The following is an 18,259-nucleotide window of genomic DNA, read 5'->3' as shown; positions in this document are numbered from 1 at the left end:
CTGATGTCCTGTCTCTTGCCTTGTCGCGATGCCGGGCCGCTGTTCGTTTTGTCACCTTATGCCGGTGACGCAGCATGAACAGACGGCCCGCACGGACTGGGTCAGAAGATTACTTGCTCTTGTCGAAAGCTTCCGAAAGCTGTCCGATGGTGTTGTGCAACGCGCCGAGACCGCCGCCCACCAGATACCAGTTCTGGGCGTTGAGATAGACCACCTGGTCCTTCTTCCACGCATTGGTTTGGCGGACGAGTTCATTGTCGAGCAATTGCTTGGCGGAATTGCCTTCCCGACCGATTGCGGCGTCGCGGTCGATCACAAACAGCCAGTCCGGATTGGTTTCCAGAATGAATTCCGAGCTGATCGGCTGGCCGTGATTGCCGATGGAAAGGTCGGGGGCTGCCGGTTTCACGCCGAAGCTGTCATGCAGAACACCGAAGCGCGAGCCCGGCCCATAGGCGCTGATCTTGCCGCCGGAGGTGAGGATGAGAAGGCCGGTGCCCTTGCCGGCGGCCTTTTCCTTCAGTGCGGCAAGCTCCTTGTCCAGCTTTTCCGCCTCAGCCTTGGCTTCCGCCTCCTTGCCGAAGATCTGGCCAAGCTTTTCGATGTTGACTTGTGTGTCGGCAATGAAGTTCTTGGCGTCGACCGTCAGGTCGACAGTAGGAGCGATCTTCTTCAACTCGCCATATTTCGCAGCCGAACGGCCACCGACAATGATGAGATCTGGTTCGGCGGCGTTGACCGCTTCATAGTCCGGCTCGAACAGCGTGCCGATCTTGGCATAGTCGTTGCCCTGATATTTCTTCAGATACTCCGGGAAAGCCACGCCGCTTGGAACACCCGTCACCTTGACGCCGAGACGGTCGAGATTGTCGAGGCTCGCCAGGTCGAAGACCACGACCTTCTCCGGCGAGGCCGGAACTGCCGTTTCGCCTTGCGCATGTTTTACCGTGATATCCGCGGCATGGGCAGCAGATGATAGGGCAAGTGCCATCGCGGCAACGCCGCAAAGCCGGGCAAGGTTTTGGCCGAAATTCAGCATGGTGTTCGATCCTTTCATCAATCCTGTGCTTTATAGTCCAGTTTTCCGTACGTTAAAGACAACAGGGCAAAAAAGTTCAATTCCTTGTGGGTTCTTCGGTTGATACCGGGTTCCGCCCCAGCAAGATGAAGGCAAGGCTGTCTTCCACCGTGAGCGGGATCATGGAGCCGTGGCTTTCATTGTCGAAACGGCGGAATGCCGTTTCCATCTGCGGCAGTTTCGACAGTTCCACATGAATATCCGCGCCCGAAGGCCCGCCGCGCAGTTTTTCCATCCGTGCCCTGTCTTCCTTTGCTACGCTTGGGCGGCGTTCGCCGCGCTTGCCGGAGGTTTCGATCAGGAGACGGATCGGATGAGGCGAGGACCCGAATGCAGCAACGAAATGATCCTTGTCGGCAAGGATTGCGCGGTCGTTCCACCAGATCGATGGATCGGCGGCGCTGTAGGTCTGGAATGATACGGTGTGATTGAAAAGCGCATAAAGCGTGAAAAGCCCTCCAAGCGAATGGCCGAACAGCGCCTGCTTGCCTCTGTCGATGCTGAAACGCCTTTCGATCTCCGGCTTGACCTGCGTTTCGATAAAATCGAAAAACGCTTCACGCCCGCCTGTTTTCGGCACATTGAAATGGGCCGGGATGAGATGGTCGGGCGTGGGTGGCGTCAGGTCGAAATAGCGCAGGCGGACGATTTCGTCCGGGTCGTTGGTCGGATAGCCGATGCCGACAAAAACGGCTTTCAGGGCAGGGTTCTGTGCCATCAGTCTTGCGGCAATGGGCAACATGCGGTTGCCGTCGGTCATGTAAATGACAGGATAACCACCTTCTGGCGCTGCTTCGGCGGGTGCAGCTGTAAAAATCCGGTAGGCGATGCCGTTGGCTTCCATGTCGAAGGAAGCGGTAACGGGTTCTGCGGCCTGTGCGGCGGAAGCCAGAAAAATACCGGCCATCATCAGACACGCCTTTTTCATAAGATTGTTCAGAGCGCTCATAAGAGCATCCATTCGTGCGAAAAGACGCCAGCCGAAAGGGCTGGCGTCGAAGTGTCGGGCTTAGAAGCGTGAGGTCATGCCGAGCCAGAGGCGACGGCCATCGACAACCGTATTGTAGGCGTCCACTTCCACCCGCTTGTCGAAAATATTGTAGATGGCGGCGTTCAGGGTGACATTCTCGCTGAAGTCATACGAACCGCCGATGTCGAAAGTGGCATAGGGCTTGTATTTCAGGGCAACCACCTTGCCATTGCGATAGATCGGCTCGCCGGCGGTGCCGATACGCAACCCGGCATTGACTTCCTCACCGTGATAGGTGCCGGAAGCCCAGGCCTTGAGGCCCTCGACCGGCGTTTCCCAGTCGGCGCGCAGGCTGGCCATATGCTTTGGCGTACGGGTGAGCGGAAAGCCCGCATAGTCGCCGGTCTTCTGCTCGGAATGCGTATAGGTGTAGTTGGCGCGAACGGTGATGCTGTCGGTGGCTTCCCAATCGGCGGTCAGCTCCACCCCTTGCAAGGTCGCCTCGCTGATATTGCGATAGAGCCATTTGTTGTATTCGATCCCGCCGACAGTCACGCGATCTGGGGTCTTGTAGCTTTCGATCTTGCCCTTGAAATCGGTGTAGAAATAGGTGGCGCCAAGGCGCAGGCCCGTCTGATTGTCCCAGAGCACGCTTGCTTCATAGCTGGTGCTGGTTTCCGGCTTCAGGTCCGGATTGCTCAGGATTACGCCTGCACCCTTTTCGGTGGTATAGGTGTAGCCGGGAGCGATATTGCGGATTTCCGGCGCGCGGAACCCGGTGGATACCCCGCCCTTGAAGGTGATCTGGTCGGTCGCGTGCCAGACGGCATAGCCGCGCGGGCTGAAATGTGTTCCGTAGATCTTGTGGTCATCCATACGCAGGCCGCCGGTCAGCGCGAAGTCAGGCGTCAGCCACCACTCGTCCTCGGCGAACAATGCCCATTGGTTCACGCCGAATTTTTCATCGATATTGTTTTGATAGCCCGGATTCTGGTCCGTCAGGACCGAGTCGGTGTATTGGCCGCCGGTGACGAGCGTGTGGTTGCCGAAGAACTCGAACGGGGTCGTGAACTTGCCGTCCAGAACGGAGTTGCGCACATGGGGCGCGCGCATGTTTTCGACGAAATCGCCCCGCTTCTTATCCCATGCGAAATTGGTGCGCTGCGCCCACTCCTGCATGAAGGAGAATTCCGAAGTCGTAGGTCCCCACCGCCCGGTGTGGCTGATCGACCAATGGTCGCGGTCGTTGTAATTATACGAACTGCTGCCGCTTGCCGCGACGGTTTCGCCGACCGTCAGATCGCGGCGCAGGCGCGTTTTGCCCAGCTCGATCTGGATATCGTGATCTTCATTCGGCGTGAAGGTGATGCGGCCCGTAATATCGACGTCCTTCTGCTCAGGTGAACCGCTGACGATATGGTCTTCCTCGCTCTTCAAGCCACGGCCCCATAGCTGTACGCCAACGAGGTTCGGCACCAGCGGTCCCGTCATATAATAGGAACCCTGCAAAGAGTTTCCGAATCTGGAATGCTGCTGCAACGTGCCATCAACCGTGAACGAACCGCTCCATGTGTCGGAAACCTTCTTGGTGATGATATTGATGACGCCCCCCATGGCATCCGAGCCATAGAGCGAGGACATGGGGCCGCGAATGACTTCGATACGCTCGATGGCGTTCGCAGGCGGCAGGAAGCTTTGCTCGAAACCGGAATTGCCGTTGGTGCGCGCATCGCGTGTGCTCTGGCGCTTGCCGTCCACGAGCAGCAGCGTGTATGTGCCCGGCAGGCCGCGGATAAAAATGTCCTTTTCAGCAGCTGAACCTGTGACTGCGACGCCCTGAACGTCCCTCAAGGCGTCGGTCAGATCACGGTAGGCGCCTCTTTCAAGCTCTTCTCCGGGAACCACTGTGATGCTGGCAGGCGCATCAGTGATATTTTGCTCGAAGCCCGTTGCCGTCACGACAATCTGGTTCAGCTTCACCGCGCCGTCGGGCGTGGTCGGAACCGTTTCTTTGGCCTTTTTCTTCTTGCTGGCTGCTTCTTCCGCGACCGTGTTCACCGTTTGGGCGATGGCCGCTTCGCTTATGAAAAGCACAGTGGAAAGACATGTCCCCGCAAGGATTGCCTGAGAAATGAGCGATTTTCCGGCCCAACGCCTGTTTTGTGTACCATCGGCCCACAATCCCCGAAACAAGCTGGTCATTTTCGTCACCGTATAAAGTTGAGTTTTCAAGTCTCCTTATGTATGGCAATAAGGTGACGTCAACGGTCATGTTTTATAAGCATTCTAAGTTTCACTAAACGCAAATGAACGAGCAATATCGGCGATGACGGGTAAGCGGGCGAAAACGCGGCAATCAACAGACCAAGGCGAGGTGGAGAGCCTTCGTTTGGGGCAATTGCGCCTGTTGATTGCTCTTGATGCACTTCTTGTGGAAGGCAGCGTTGGAGGGGCTGCCAAACAGATGGGTTTAAGCATCGCGGCCATGAGCCGTCTGCTCGGCCAGATTCGCGAGAAATTCAATGATCCTATTCTGGTCCGTTCCGGCCGAAACATGGTTGCGACCCCCAAAGCGGAAGCTCTGCGCGGGCGGTTACGGCGATTGGCGAATGAAGCCGAAACATTGTTGAGGCTGGATCTGACTGAGCAGCCGAAATCGGACTGCATCGGGCATCACGGGTGGAAACGAAGCGCCATTGCGGCACCGCCTCCGCTTGGTATCCGCAAAGTCATAGAGCTTGAAAATCATCCGACGCCGGAACAGCTTGCCGCACAATTCGCCAATATTCATGCGGAGAACGATCCAGTACGACGGCTTGCAAAATATATCGCTGTGGTGGGGCGCAAGGTCGGGCATACGCGCCCTCTTGAGATGGCTGAAGCCGAAGATGCATTCACGACGATTTTTGCAGGCGATGCCGATCCGATGCAGATCAGTGCGTTGTTGCGGCTCATTCATTATCGTGGAGAAACGGCAACGGAACTTGCAGGCATGGCACGCGCGGCGCGGCGATTTTATGCGGTTGATTCCGGGTTGAATATACCGGCGCTGGATTGGCCAGCCTATCTGTCACCCAATTCCATGCAGTCTCCATGGTTCATGCTTTCGGCCATACTGGTCGCTCGGGCGGGTTATCCGGTTGTCATGCATGGCAATTGCGGCACGGGTGATATATCGGGCAAACTTGAGATAGCGGCTGAGGCCGTGAACCTGCCGATTGCAATGTCGCACGCCCAAGCGGAAAGCGCGCTTGGAGCGCACGGCATCTGTTTTATGCCGGTGGCCGGTTTTGCTCCACAAATCTACGCGCTGCTGGCATTATATCCCTTGTTCGAGTCACGTTCATCGATGAACAGCCTCGTTCATCTGCTTAATCCGATGGGCCTCAAGGCTGCATTTATGGGCGTCACCCAACCGGCCTATCGCGAACTGCATCGTGACGCGGCGGCACTTCTCGATATGCCATCGATCTCAGTCGTTTCAACCAGCCGCGATGTGGCTGAGCTGGTGCCCCACAGAACGCATACGATCCACAGGCTTCTTGATGGCCGCAAGACGGACCTGCTGCTTCCCACCCTGTCGAGGGAGAGTGGCGATAAACATTCCAGCTTTAGCTCATTCGAATACTGGTACGGCATCTGGTCCGGCGCAGCAGCCGACAAGCGCGCTGAAAATACTGTTATTGCGACGGCTGCGCTGGCGATGATGACGGCGGCATCGGCAGACAATGAAAGCTACGCGCAATTTTTCGACAAGGCAGAAGAGCTTTGGCGCGCTCGCCATGTTCGGGCGCCAGTCTAACAAATAATAGCCGTCCGTATTTCGTTACGTACTGGCATCTATAAGCTGCGCTTGCCGATAAGGGAGTTGTTATCATATATGTCTTTACCTCATCCGAGCGAGGGAGAGATCCTCTCAATTTGGCAAATGTGCGGCTTGATCGTTCAAAGCACTGATGGCGCGGATGTTGAGACGCATGTATTTCTATATTTGGCTAGGATCGTGCACTTTCAGGATATCCGTGGACGATATCGGCTTCTAGTCTGCAATAGGCAGCGAGGTCCGATCTACCACACCAATCCGGGAAAAGCAGAAAGCGCCGCTAAGCAGCGCTTTTGTTATTATCGTGCAAGGATCACCCGCTGATGAGTTTTACTTCCATGAAGTCTTCCAGGCCCCATTTGCCGCCTTCGCGACCGTTACCCGATTGCTTGTAACCGCCAAATGGGCTGCCTGGCGCGCGTGAGGTGCCATTGATCTGCACCATGCCTGCACGCAATTTGCGGGCCACGCGCTTTGCTCTTTCCGGATTTCCTGTCTGGATATAGGCGGCAAGCCCGTAAGGCGTATCGTTGGCGATAGCGATGGCCTCTTCTTCCGTATCGAACGGGATCATGGCGAGCACTGGTCCAAAAATTTCTTCACGGGCAATCGTCATGCCATTGTTCACATCGGCAAAGACTGTCGGCTTGACGAAATCGCCTTCGGAGAAACCATCGGGACGACCGGTTCCCCCCGCTACAAGTCGTGCGCCTTCATCAATGCCCTTCTGAATGAGTTTCTGAACTTTCTCGAACTGGATCGACGAGGAAAGCGGCCCGATGTGATCGCCTTCTTCTGCCGGATCACCGACCTTCGTGCCTTCCGCTGCCTGCCTGGCCAGTTCAACGGCCTTGTCATACACCGTGCGTTCTACAAGCATGCGCGTCGGCGCATTGCAGGACTGTCCGGTATTCTCGAAGCAATGGGCGAGGCTGCGTGCAATGCTCTTTTCAAGGTCGGCATCGGCAAAGACGATGTTTGGCGATTTGCCGCCAAGCTCGAGTGAAACCCGCTTGACGGTGGCTGCGGCAGCTCTTGAAACTGCCGTTCCCGCCCGTGTCGAACCGGTGAACGACATCATGTCGACGTCTGGATGTTGTGACAGCGCTTCGCCAACAACAGGACCTTCTCCATTGACGAGATTGAACACGCCTTTCGGAAAGCCAGCCTGATCGACAAATTCGGCGAAGAGCATTGCCGACATAGGCGCAATTTCTGAAGGCTTCAGCACGACCGTGCAGCCGACCGCCAACGCAGGTACAACTTTCAACGCGATCTGGTTCATTGGCCAGTTCCACGGCGTAATGAGGCCGCAAACACCAATGGGTTCGTGAAGCACGGTCTGGTTCGGATATTTGGGGGAAAGTATCTCTTCGAATTCGAAATTCTCGAATGCGGCGATGAAAGCCTTGGTATGCGAGAGGCCAGCCGCGGCCTGCGATTCCCTTGCAAGTGTGATGGGTGCGCCCATTTCGAGTGAAATGGTCTTGGCCATTTCATCCAGACGCGCTTCGTAGATTTCAACCAGACGCCGCACATATCCAATACGCTCGGCTGCCGGTGTTTCACTCCAGGACGGAAAAGCTTTGCGGGCTGCGGCGACCGCCAGATCTATGTCTTTCGCAGAACCGGCCGAGATAATGGCATAAGGCTTTTCATCGGCAGGATTGATAACCTCAATGGACTTGGCTTCTATCGGCGCGCGCCATGCACCGTCGATATAGAAGTCTGTTTTTTGGGTGAGGTTTTTTTGAAGCATCGTGCGGTCCTCCATCGCGCTGAATATAGACGGTCGGCGAAGCCGACCCGAATTGTTTGCAACACTAATGTCCGGGCATGGCAGCGTCAAAACAGAAGGATGCATGAAAGCATCAATTTTTCTTATTCATTATCGTAGGCCTCGACGTCGAAACCCAGAGCAACCAATCCTTCTTCCAGATAGTCCCCGAGAAGCGGTGTCCCAATGAGATATTTGGCTTCACGACCGTTATCGCGGTCAGCGGCGGTTGAAAGAGCTTCATCCCACTCATCAGCGCTGAAATCACCACGCCCCACCCACATAAGTGCCAGCAGTTCCTGCCGCTCATCAATGTTCAGAGACCGGATTGCGGCGAACAGTTCCTTACGGGTCGGGTTCGCCAGAGAAGCGTCGAGAATATCGATTTCGCTGTCGTCGCTGGCATTCGATCCGGATTCTTCATCCACTGCGGGAACTTGAACATCATACTCCCGAGCCTTGGCAATGATGAATTCCAGATTCTCGATATTGTTGATCAGCTCGACCACGATTGTCTCCGTCACCTTTGTTGTTTGACAAACAACGCTTTCGCGAAGGCTTGGTTCCGGCTGTCTCAGGGAGATGGATCAGCTTCGCGCAGCCTGTAGCCGACGCCTGTCTCGGTTAGAATATAATGTGGCTGATCGGGAGATTTTTCAATCTTCTGCCGCAGCTGACGGACATAAATACGAAGATATTGTACGTCTGCGGCAGGCCCCCAGACCTGGCTCAGGATAAAGTGATGTGTCAGCACTTTTCCTGCATGCTGCACGAGAAGCCGCAGGATGTCATATTCCTTTGGCGACAACTTGATTTCCTCATTGTCGAGTTTCACTATCCGGCGCACGAGATCGACCGTCAGGCCGTCGCTCTGGAAAAGTGGTTTTTCTCCCTGTTGTTGCAGCCGGTGACGCAGGGCAACCCGCAAGCGTGCGGCGAGTTCTTTCATGCCGAAAGGTTTTGGAACGTAATCATCGGCTCCTTCTTCCAGCGCACGCACAATCCCGGCCTCGTCTGTACGGCTTGAAAGGATGAGAATGGGCAAGGTTATGCCATTGTCCCTCCAGCGTTGCAGCAGCGCGTGCCCATCGGTATCGGGAAGCCCCAGGTCGAGAAGCACGATATCCGCCTTTTCGGTCGCGAGGGACTTATCCGCTTCCTCGCCATTCACCGCTTCAACGACGGTATATCCCTCGGTCGTCAGCCCGACCCGCAGCAGTTTGCGGATGGCCGGTTCATCATCGACAACGAGGATTTTCAGTTTCGGATCGTTCATGGGGTCCTGTCAATTTCGTCAGCGAGGACGGGCAATGTGATTGTGAATACGGCACCGGCACCGTCATGCCGATTGCCTGCCCTGACCGAGCCTCCCATGGCTTCGATAAAACCACGCGCGATAGAAAGGCCCAGTCCAGTGCCAGCCTGCACGTGATCACCCTTGCGCACACGATAGAACGTATCGAACACGCGTTCCAGATCGCCCGGTGGAATACCCGGACCCCGATCGCTGATTTCCAGCGTGATACGAGAAGGTCCCGTATGAGCCGCTATCGTGATCGGTGTATTCGCAGGCGCATATTTGGCTGCATTGTCGAGCAGGTTGAACAAGGCCTGTTCGAACAGGACAGCATCAAGCTGGACCATCGCCAGATTGGACGGAACAGCAACATGGACCTGATGATGGCTCAGTATCTTGGCTGCACGATTGAGAGCGGCTCCGACAAGATCGCCGATATAGTGAAGGGATAGATTGGGCTTCATCGCGCCTGCCTCGATCCGCGTCATGTCAAGGAGGTTGGCGATGAAGCGGTTCAGGCGCTCGGACTGGTCAACGACTGTTGCCACCAGCTCGGAACGGTCCGTATCGGGCAGGGACGCGGAATAATCGCGCAGCGTCGTTGCCGCCCCCAGAATGGCCGCCAGGGGCGTCTTCAGGTCGTGTGAAATCGAGGTGAGCAGGGCCGAACGCAACTTGTCAGCTTCCGCAGCGAGTTTCGCGCGCTCCACATCGCCGACGAGCTGGACGCGCTCGATGGCAATCGCCGCCTGATCCGCCAGGGCTTCAAAGAGGCGTTGTTGTTCCGGCGTGAGGATAGGCCCCATCCGGTCATTGTCGAGACCGATGACGCCTACCGACGTTCGAGCGGTTTTGAGGGGCAGATAGAGCCGCTTGGCGCCCGGCAATGTGTTGGCGCCGCGTCCTGCAGGAAGGTCGTGCTCCCAGGTCCAGTGCGCGGCAGCGATGTCGGCGTCGTCCAGAGTGTCATCCGGTGGATAAGCGCCGCGAACCGCGATGCTGTTTCCTTCAGGCAAGAGGATCACGACCCGCACCTTGAGCATGGATGCGATCTGGAATGCGGTTGCCCAAAGCACATCGTCAAGTGAGCCGGTTCCTGCCAGCTTTTTGCTGAAGAGATATAAATCTTCCGTCATGCGCGCTCGCTGCCGTGCGGCTGCGGCCTGGCGCTGGACCCGGCTTGCAAGGTTGCTGGCGATGAAACTCACAAACAGGAAGAAAACCAGCGCGACGACACTTTCCGGATCGGCAATGGAAAGCGTGTAGAGAGGTGGAAGAAAGAAAAAATTATAGGCAAATGCGCTCAGCACGGATGAAAAGAGCGCTGGCCAGAGACCAAGCGTGACCGCGACGCCCAGGACGCCGACAACGAACACAAGCGCTATGCTGCGCACGTCCAGAAACTGGTCGAGCAGCAATCCGCTGGCAAGCGCCAGGCTTGTGATCGCAATGCCGCTCACATAAGGCTTTATGTCGAGAGCGGTCTTCTGTGTGGCGGTATCGACCTTGCGGGTCGTTCCGCCATTCTCATGGTCGACTCCCGCGGTTATATGGATATCGATGGCGCCGGAAAGCCGCACGAGTTCGCGCGCGATGGAGCCGTCGATCATCTCGCGCCAGCGTGACTTTATTGATTTTCCGGCAACGATCTGCGTGAAGTTGTGGGTAGAGGCGTAGCGTATAATATCCTCGGCGACCGATTGGCCCGGAACGATGATCGTTTCGCCGCCAAGCTGTTCAGCGAGCCTTAAAGCTGTTGCAAGCCGGTCTTTCGCTTCCTCGGCAAGCCCGGCAGACCGCGCCGTTTCGATATGGATTGCGGCCCATGGTGCACGAAGACGGTCGGCAAGCCGACGTGCATAGCGAACCAGCGAGATGCTGCGCGGTCGCTCATCGATCGCAACCAATATGCGGTCGCCTGCCGCCCATGGTCCTTCGATGGCATGAGCCCGCATATGGCTGAGAAGTTGCTCATCCACACGTTGGGCGGTACGGCGTAGCGCCAGCTCACGCAATGCGGTGAGATTTCCCGGAGAGAAATAGTTGCGGATCGCCCGTTTGGCAGTCTTCGGGAGATAGATCTTGCCTTCGTTGAGACGCTTGATGAGATCATTGGGTGTGAGATCGATGAGTTCGATATCATCGGCGCGGTCGATGATGCTGTCAGGCACTGTTTCACGCACGCGGATGCGGGTGATTTGCGCCACGACGTCGTTGAGGCTTTCGACATGCTGGATATTGAGCGTCGTATAGACGTCAATTCCGCGCGCCAGAATTTCCTCTACATCCTGATACCGTTTGGGGTGCCTGCTGCCCGGTGCGTTTGCATGCGCCAGTTCGTCCACCAGGACCAGCTGCGGCTTGCGGGCGAGCACCGCATCGATATCCATTTCATCCAGAAGATGACCGCGATAAGCCACTTGCGCGCGCGGGACAATCTCAAGCCCTTCCGTCAGGGCTTCTGTCTCTGCCCTTCCGTGCGTTTCGACCACGCCGATGACGACATCTATCCCGTCAGCTTTGCGCGCGCGGCCGGACATCAGCATCTCATAGGTTTTACCGACACCTGGAGCGGCACCAAGAAATATTTTCAGGCGGCCCCGCGTCTCGCGTTCCGCCTGTTCAAGCAGGGCATCGGGTGAAGGTCTGTTGTCGCCAGAGCGAAGCGGGTCCGATGTCAAGCAAAGCTCCTGAAAAGAAGGGGCGGCAAATCACGCCGCCGCTAGTTATTCTACTTGGTGCCGGTCCTGTCCAGAACAAGGTTCAGCTCCAAAACGTTGACCACCGGTTCACCGAGGAAGCCAAGCTCACGGGCTTCAACCTGTCGGCTGACAATTCCGCGCAGAGCGGCTTCATCCATCCCGCGCGCCTTCGCAACGCGCGGCACCTGATAGAACGCTGCCTCCGGCGAAATATGGGGGTCAAGGCCGCTTGCGGATGTCGTCACAAGGTCGATCGGCGGCGGAGTGGAGCCTTCACCTTGCACCAGGGCCGTGGCGTCGGTTTTGATCCGCTCAATCAGCTGTGGGTTGGTCGGCCCCAGATTGGAGCCACCGGAGCTTGCAGCGTCATAGCCGTCTTTTCCCGCGGCTGATGGGCGGCCATGAAAATAGCGGTCACTGGTAAAATTCTGTCCGATCAGTTCGGAGCCAAGGATACGTCCCTCCTGTTCGATCAGGCTGCCATTGGCGCGGGTCGGAAAGATCGCCTGGGCGATCCCTGTCATGCCGAGCGGATAAAGCAATCCCGTTATCACGGTGAGCGAAACGATCATGACGAGCGCTGGACGAAGCTGTTTCAGCATTGTGCAAATCCTTATGCGAGGCCAAGGGCGGTGATGGCCAGATCGATGGCCTTGATGCCGATGAAGGGGACGATGATGCCGCCAAGACCGTAGATCAGAAGATTACGCGAAAGGAGCGCGCCCGCACCGACCGGTTTATACGTGACGCCTTTCAACGAGAGCGGGATCAGAGCCACGATAATCAAGGCGTTGAAGATGATGGCCGACAGGATGGCGCTCTGCGGTGTCGCGAGCCCCATGATGTTGAGCGCGCCAAGCTGGGGATAGAAGGCCAGAAACATAGCCGGGATAATCGCAAAATATTTTGCAATGTCGTTGGCAATGGAAAAGGTCGTCAATGCCCCTCGCGTCATGAGCAGCTGCTTGCCGATTTCAACGATTTCGATGAGTTTGGTCGGGTCGCTATCGAGGTCGACCATATTGCCCGCTTCGCGCGCTGCAACCGTGCCGGTGTTCATGGCCACGCCGACGTCGGCCTGGGCAAGGGCAGGGGCGTCATTGGTGCCGTCGCCGCACATCGCGACAAGCTTGCCCTTGGCCTGTTCCTCGCGGATCAGTGACAGCTTGTTTTCCGGTGTGGCCTGCGCAAGAAAGTCATCCACACCGGCTTCCGCGGCAATGGCTGCCGCAGTCATCGGGTTGTCGCCGGTAATCATGACCGTGCGGATACCCATGCGGCGAAGCTCCGCGAAGCGTTCACGGATACCGCCCTTGACGATGTCCTTCAGATGCACGACACCGAGCAGATGGCCATCCTTGGCGACAGCAAGCGGTGTGCCACCCGCTTTGGCGATCGTGTCTGCGATTGATTGCAGTTCCGAGAGTGTTTTTTCATCCGTTCGGCTATTCTGGCTCACATAGGTGAGTACGGCATCGACTGCGCCTTTACGAATGACGGAACCCTCGACATCGACCCCGCTCATGCGGCTCTGTGCCGTGAACGGCACAAAATGCGCGTGAAGCCCCTGCATGTCGCGCCCGCGCAAGCCATATTTTTCCTTGGCCAGGACAACGATGGAGCGGCCTTCCGGCGTTTCATCGGCAAGCGAGGCCAATTGTGCGGCGTCGGCCAATGCCTGTTCGGTGATGCCGCTCACAGGGACAAAAGCGGTCGCCTGACGATTGCCGAGTGTGATCGTGCCGGTCTTGTCGAGAAGAAGCGTGTCGACGTCGCCTGCGGCCTCGACCGCCCTGCCGGACATAGCAAGCACGTTGAACCGTACGAGACGGTCCATGCCTGCGATACCGATAGCGGAAAGCAGGGCGCCGATGGTGGTCGGGATCAGGGTGACAAAGAGAGCAACCAGAACCGTTACAGGAATGTAACCGCCTGCATAGGTGGCAAAGCTCGGGATCGTCACGACGGCCAGAACGAATATCAGCGTCATGCCCGCGAGCAGAATATTGAGTGCGATTTCATTGGGTGTTTTCTGGCGTTCGGCACCTTCCACCAGACTGATCATCTTGTCGATGAAAGTCGACCCTTGTGCGGCTGTGATACGGACCTTTATCCAGTCGGAGAGAACCTGTGTTCCACCGGTAACGGCAGACCGGTCGCCACCGGATTCGCGGATGACGGGTGCGGATTCCCCGGTAATGGCGGCCTCATTGACGGATGCAACGCCTTCGATGACTTCACCATCCGAAGGAATGATGTCGTTGGCTTCCACGAGAACGACATCGCCGACTTTCAGGCTCGTTCCCGGCACGCTTTTCCAGTTTGGCCCTTCCGGGCTGTTCAGAAGTTTGGCCTGCGTTTCCGTCCGTGTTCGGCGCAGTGAATCCGCTTGTGCCTTGCCACGACCTTCGGCGACGGCTTCTGCAAAATTCGCAAACAATACGGTGAACCACAGCCACAGAACAATCTGGAACGAAAAACCGACATTCGGATTGCCGGCAGCAACGTCTTTCAGAAGCAGGAGCGTTGTCAGCGTTGAAACAACTGCAACCACGAACATTACAGGATTACGTGCAAGACTCTTTGGATTGAGCTTGCGAAATGCGTCGCCAATGGCGGGTATAAGGATGCGGGCATCGAGAATGCTCGCGGATTTGGACTGGCTCATAACAGAGGCTCCAGTAAAATTACATTTCCGTTCGGAAAGCTCAGATCAACCCGGCAAGCTGAACCGTGAGAAGAAGCACGGTCGTTGCCAGAAGGATCGAGAGAATGCAGCTTGAAGGTTTGAGCATCAGAACATCTGCCCTTCAATCAGCGCGAAATGTTCGGCAACCGGTCCAAGCGCCAGCGCCGGGAAAAAGATCAGCCCCCCGACCACAAGGATGACTCCGATCAACAGGCCGACGAAAAGCGGGCCGGTTGTGGGGAACGTGCCTGCCGATTGCGGGGCGGCCTTCTTGGCGACGAGCGAACCGGCGATGGCGAGCGCGGGAACGATCACGAGAAACCGCCCCATCAGCATGGCGAGACCGATGGTGATATTGTACCAGGGTGTATTGCCGGAGAGGCCGCCAAAGGCCGAACCGTTATTCGCCGTACCTGAAGTATAGGCGTAGAGGATTTCTGAAAAACCATGCGGTCCGGGATTGGCGACGGAGGCCAGACCCGTCGGCAGAACCGAAGCGATGGCCGTAAATCCGAGAATGGACAGCGGAAGACAGAGAACGGCGAGCATTGCCATTTTCACTTCCTTGGCTTCGATTTTCTTGCCCAGATATTCAGGCGTGCGCCCAACCATCAGCCCCGCGACGAAGATGGTCACGACAACAAAGAGAACGATGCCGTAAAAGCCCGCACCGACACCGCCGATGATGATCTCGCCCAGCATCATATTGATCATGGGGATCATTCCGCCCAGCGCCATCATGCTGTCATGCATGGCGATCACCGCGCCGCATGACGCAGCAGTTGTCACGACGGCAAAAAGCGCGGACATTGCAATGCCGAAGCGCGTTTCCTTGCCTTCCATATTGCCGCCATCGATACCGAGCGCATGGATGAGGGGATTACCCGCCGCTTCCGCCCAGTAGCAGACTGCAACACCAGCGACGAACAATATGCCCATGGCAGCGAAGATCGCCCACCCCTGACGTTCGTTGCCGACCATCCGGCCGAAAACGTTGGTAAGCGACGCGCCGATGGCGAAAATCGCGACCATCTGGATCATGTTGGAGATAGCATCGGGGTTTTCGAAGGGATGCGCCGAATTGGCATTGAAGAAGCCGCCGCCATTGGTGCCAAGCATCTTGATGGCAAGCTGCGAAGCCACAGGCCCGAGCGCGATCACCTGTCTCGCACCTTCCAGCGTGGTTGCTTCGGCATAAGCGCCGAGCGTTTGCGGTACGCCGAGGCTGACAAAAGCCAGGGTAAGGATAATACACAACGGCAAGAGGACGTAGAGCGTGCAGCGTGTAAGATCGACCCAGAAATTTCCCAGTGTCTTCATGGATTTGCGCGAGAACGCTCTGATGAGCGCTATAGCGATGGCAATGCCTGTCGCAGCTGAAACGAAGTTCTGCACCGTCAGCCCTGACATTTGCGTCAGGTAGGACATGGTGCTTTCGCCGCCATAGTTCTGCCAGTTGGTGTTGGTGACGAAACTGGCTGCCGTGTTGAAGGCAAGGTCTGCCGGGACGCTGCTCATACCCATTGGATTGAAGGGCAGTGAGCCTTGAAACCGTTGCAGCATGTAAAGCAGGAGAAAACCGGCCAGATTGAATAGCAGCATGGAGACGGTGTAGGTTGTCCAATGCTGTTCTTCCCGTTCACTTGCGCCAGCGAGACGATAAAGCCCGCGCTCGACCGGAACGAGGATCGGTGAAAGGAATGTCCGTTCACCGCTGAAAACGCGTGTCAGGTAGCCGCCGAGCGGCCTGACGAGCAAAATGATGATCCCGCAGAAAACGAGGATCTGAATCCATCCATTGAGTGTCATGATCTTTTCCGAGGCCTGAAAGGCTGTCGACGACGCGGAATGAACCGGAAACCGGTCCAGAGCGGTTCCTGTTTTAACGGAATTGCTAGAACCGCTCCGGTCTTATGAGCGCGTAAAGGAGATAGGCGGTTATGAAGGCCGCAACCAAAGCGCCAGCGATATATTCAATCAACATGGCGGCGCCTCAAAGTCTTTCGCAGACGCGCAGATAGCCGAATAACAGCGCGAAAAAGCCGACACCGACCGCAAGGACGGCGAAATCCATAATCATGCGTGAACTGCCCAAAGGGGCTCCCTGTTTCTTACAGGGGCATTATGGCGCCGCACGGCATAGGGTTTCGAGAGCGGGCCGGGCGGCAAAAAATAAAAATCTCATATATGGAATACGGACGAGGGGAGAACAGCCTGCATGTTGCACCGCAGGCCGTCCATGAATTAGAGCGATGTTGCCGCAACAGCAGCGCGACCGGCTATGCGCCCCGAAAAGATGCAGCCCCCAAGAAATGTCCCTTCAAGCGCATTGTAGCCGTGATAACCGCCGCCACCAAAGCCGGCGGCCTCACCTGCCGCATAGAGGCCGGGCACCTTTTCACCAGCTTCATTGAGCACTTGCGCGTCCAAATCGGTATGCAATCCGCCCAGTGTCTTGCGTGTGAGAATATGAAGTTTGACGGCGATGAGCGGCCCGTGGGCGGCTTCCAAAAGCGGATGCGGCGGCACGGCTCGTGTGAGACGATCACCGATATAGGTCCGGGCATTGTGGATCGCCATCACCTGGGCGTCCTTGGAATAACGGTTCGCTATCTCGCGATCCCGCGCTTCGATTTGAGCGCGGATATGGTCGGGCTCGAGAAGATTCTCTCCCGTCAAGCCGTTCATTTTGGCCACCAGTTCGTCCAGCGTTCCGGCGGTGAGGAAATCTGCGCCCTTATCCACAAATGCCTTGACCGGCGGCGGTGGCGCCTTGCCGAGACGGCTTTTCAGCAGAAGCTTCCAGTCTTTGCCCGTAAGGTCCGGATTTTGTTCCGACCCCGATAGGGAGAACTCCTTGCGGATGATTTTCTCGGTCAGGATGAACCAGGAATAGTCGTAGCCGGTGGAAAGAATATGTTTGAGCGTGCCAAGCGTATCGAAGCCGGGAAGAAAGGGAGCAGGAAGGCGATTGCCCTTGGCGTCAAACCACATTGAGGACGGTCCCGGCAGAATACGGATGCCATGGTTGGGCCAGATGGGGTTCCAGTTTCGCAGTCCTTCGGTGTAGTGCCACATGCGATCGGCATTGATAACATGTCCTCCCGCGGCAACGGCGATATCGATACCGCGCCCGTCGACATGCGCCGGAACGCCCAACACCATGTCTCTTGGCGGATTGCCAAGTCTCTCTCGCGGCCAGGCTCTTCGAACCTTGTCCGGATCGCCGCCTATGCCGCCCGATGTGACGATGACGCAGTCAGCGAAATAGGCAAACTCACCAACGACATCGCGTGATGAGGGTTGCCCGCGCTCGACCGTCGAGGGGGCAAACACTTCCCCGTAAACGCCGCTGACCCGTCCGCCGGTCGTCGCGATACTGTTGACCCGATGACGGCACTTCAGGGTTATGAGGCCCTTGCCGATGGCCTCGCGGAGCGACCGTTCGAATGGAGCCACAACAGCTGGCCCCGTGCCCCATGTCACGTGAAAGCGCGGCACCGAGTTGCCGTGTCCATCGGCTCCTGCTCCACCACGTTCTGCCCAGCCGACAACCGGAAACCAGCGCATGCCGAGATCATGCAGCCAAGGTCGCATTTTGCCGGCCGCGAACTCCAGATAGGATTCGGCCCAGCGTTTCGGCCAATGATCCTCGGGCCGGTCAAATTGTGCCGATCCGAACCAGTCCTGCCGCGCGAGATCGATATTGTCCTTTATCCCGAGGCGACGCTGTTCCGGACTGTCGACCATGAACAACCCACCCAGTGACCAGAACGCCTGGCCGCCAATGGAATTTTCACCCTCCTGTTCCAGAAGAATGACTTTGCGTCCGGCTGCCGTCAGTTCATGCGCTGCGACAAGTCCGGCCAGGCCTGCACCAATGATAATTGCATCCGCATCCTCCATCCCCGCTCCCTCTCTCC

At 57.0% G+C, this 18,259-nt stretch carries 13 protein-coding genes; 1 reads left to right on the top strand and 12 read right to left on the bottom strand.

All coding sequences use genetic code 11. From position 1 onward, the window contains the following. Window positions 1–109: 109 nt before the first annotated feature. From AVM02_RS11165 to AVM02_RS11155, 3 genes are all read right to left on the bottom strand, one after another. Window positions 110–1,039, bottom strand: a complete 930-nt coding sequence (locus AVM02_RS11165) for a siderophore ABC transporter substrate-binding protein (RefSeq protein ID WP_411507038.1) — start codon at window positions 1,037–1,039, stop codon at window positions 110–112. Window positions 1,040–1,115: 76 nt separating this feature from the next. Beyond that, the gene (locus AVM02_RS11160) at window positions 1,116–1,988 is read right to left on the bottom strand and encodes an alpha/beta hydrolase (protein WP_411507037.1); all 873 of its coding nucleotides are present in this window, start codon (window positions 1,986–1,988) and stop codon (window positions 1,116–1,118) included. A 99-nt stretch (window positions 1,989–2,087) separates the two neighbouring features. Further along, entirely contained in the window at window positions 2,088–4,250 is a 2,163-nt protein-coding gene (locus tag AVM02_RS11155) for a TonB-dependent receptor domain-containing protein (protein WP_411507036.1), read from the bottom strand. A 124-nt stretch (window positions 4,251–4,374) separates the two neighbouring features. Between AVM02_RS11155 and AVM02_RS11150 the strand changes: the two genes are divergently transcribed. Further along, window positions 4,375–5,850: a glycosyl transferase family protein gene (locus AVM02_RS11150; protein ID WP_411507035.1), complete on the top strand. Its 1,476-nt coding sequence runs from the start codon at window positions 4,375–4,377 to the stop codon at window positions 5,848–5,850. 334 nt (window positions 5,851–6,184) lie between these two features. Here AVM02_RS11150 and AVM02_RS11145 read toward each other — a convergent pair whose 3' ends face one another. The 9 genes from AVM02_RS11145 to AVM02_RS11105 form a co-directional block, all read right to left on the bottom strand. Continuing rightward, a complete protein-coding gene (locus tag AVM02_RS11145; protein ID WP_411507034.1) occupies window positions 6,185–7,630 on the bottom strand; it encodes an aldehyde dehydrogenase family protein in 1,446 nt (481 codons plus the stop codon). A 122-nt stretch (window positions 7,631–7,752) separates the two neighbouring features. Beyond that, window positions 7,753–8,157: a DUF3775 domain-containing protein gene (locus AVM02_RS11140; protein WP_411507033.1), complete on the bottom strand. Its 405-nt coding sequence runs from the start codon at window positions 8,155–8,157 to the stop codon at window positions 7,753–7,755. Between the two features lie 65 nt (window positions 8,158–8,222). Beyond that, window positions 8,223–8,924 carry a response regulator transcription factor gene (locus AVM02_RS11135; RefSeq protein ID WP_411507032.1) on the bottom strand — a complete coding sequence of 234 codons (702 nt, stop codon included), beginning with the start codon at window positions 8,922–8,924 and terminating at the stop codon, window positions 8,223–8,225. Further along, window positions 8,921–11,626 carry a DUF4118 domain-containing protein gene (locus AVM02_RS11130; protein ID WP_411507031.1) on the bottom strand — a complete coding sequence of 902 codons (2,706 nt, stop codon included), beginning with the start codon at window positions 11,624–11,626 and terminating at the stop codon, window positions 8,921–8,923. The genes AVM02_RS11135 and AVM02_RS11130 overlap by 4 nt, the downstream gene beginning before the upstream one ends. A 50-nt stretch (window positions 11,627–11,676) precedes the next feature. Beyond that, a complete protein-coding gene (gene kdpC / locus AVM02_RS11125; RefSeq protein ID WP_411507030.1) occupies window positions 11,677–12,249 on the bottom strand; it encodes a potassium-transporting ATPase subunit KdpC in 573 nt (190 codons plus the stop codon). Between the two features lie 11 nt (window positions 12,250–12,260). Next, on the bottom strand, window positions 12,261–14,315 hold the full coding sequence (gene kdpB / locus AVM02_RS11120) for a potassium-transporting ATPase subunit KdpB (protein WP_411507029.1): 2,055 nt from the start codon (window positions 14,313–14,315) through the stop codon (window positions 12,261–12,263). 126 nt (window positions 14,316–14,441) lie between these two features. Beyond that, a complete protein-coding gene (gene kdpA / locus AVM02_RS11115) occupies window positions 14,442–16,145 on the bottom strand; it encodes a potassium-transporting ATPase subunit KdpA (protein WP_411507028.1) in 1,704 nt (567 codons plus the stop codon). Window positions 16,146–16,230: 85 nt separating this feature from the next. After that, a complete protein-coding gene (kdpF, locus tag AVM02_RS11110; protein ID WP_411507027.1) occupies window positions 16,231–16,320 on the bottom strand; it encodes a K(+)-transporting ATPase subunit F in 90 nt (29 codons plus the stop codon). Between the two features lie 260 nt (window positions 16,321–16,580). After that, entirely contained in the window at window positions 16,581–18,242 is a 1,662-nt protein-coding gene (locus AVM02_RS11105; protein ID WP_411507026.1) for an FAD-binding dehydrogenase, read from the bottom strand. Between the last annotated feature and the right edge of the window lie 17 nt (window positions 18,243–18,259).

The organism is Brucella anthropi, from assembly GCF_046630315.1.
Lineage (GTDB): Bacteria > Pseudomonadota > Alphaproteobacteria > Rhizobiales > Rhizobiaceae > Brucella > Brucella anthropi_A.
Note: the sequence above shows the minus strand (reverse complement) of the source record. Positions and strands in the feature narration are given on the sequence as shown.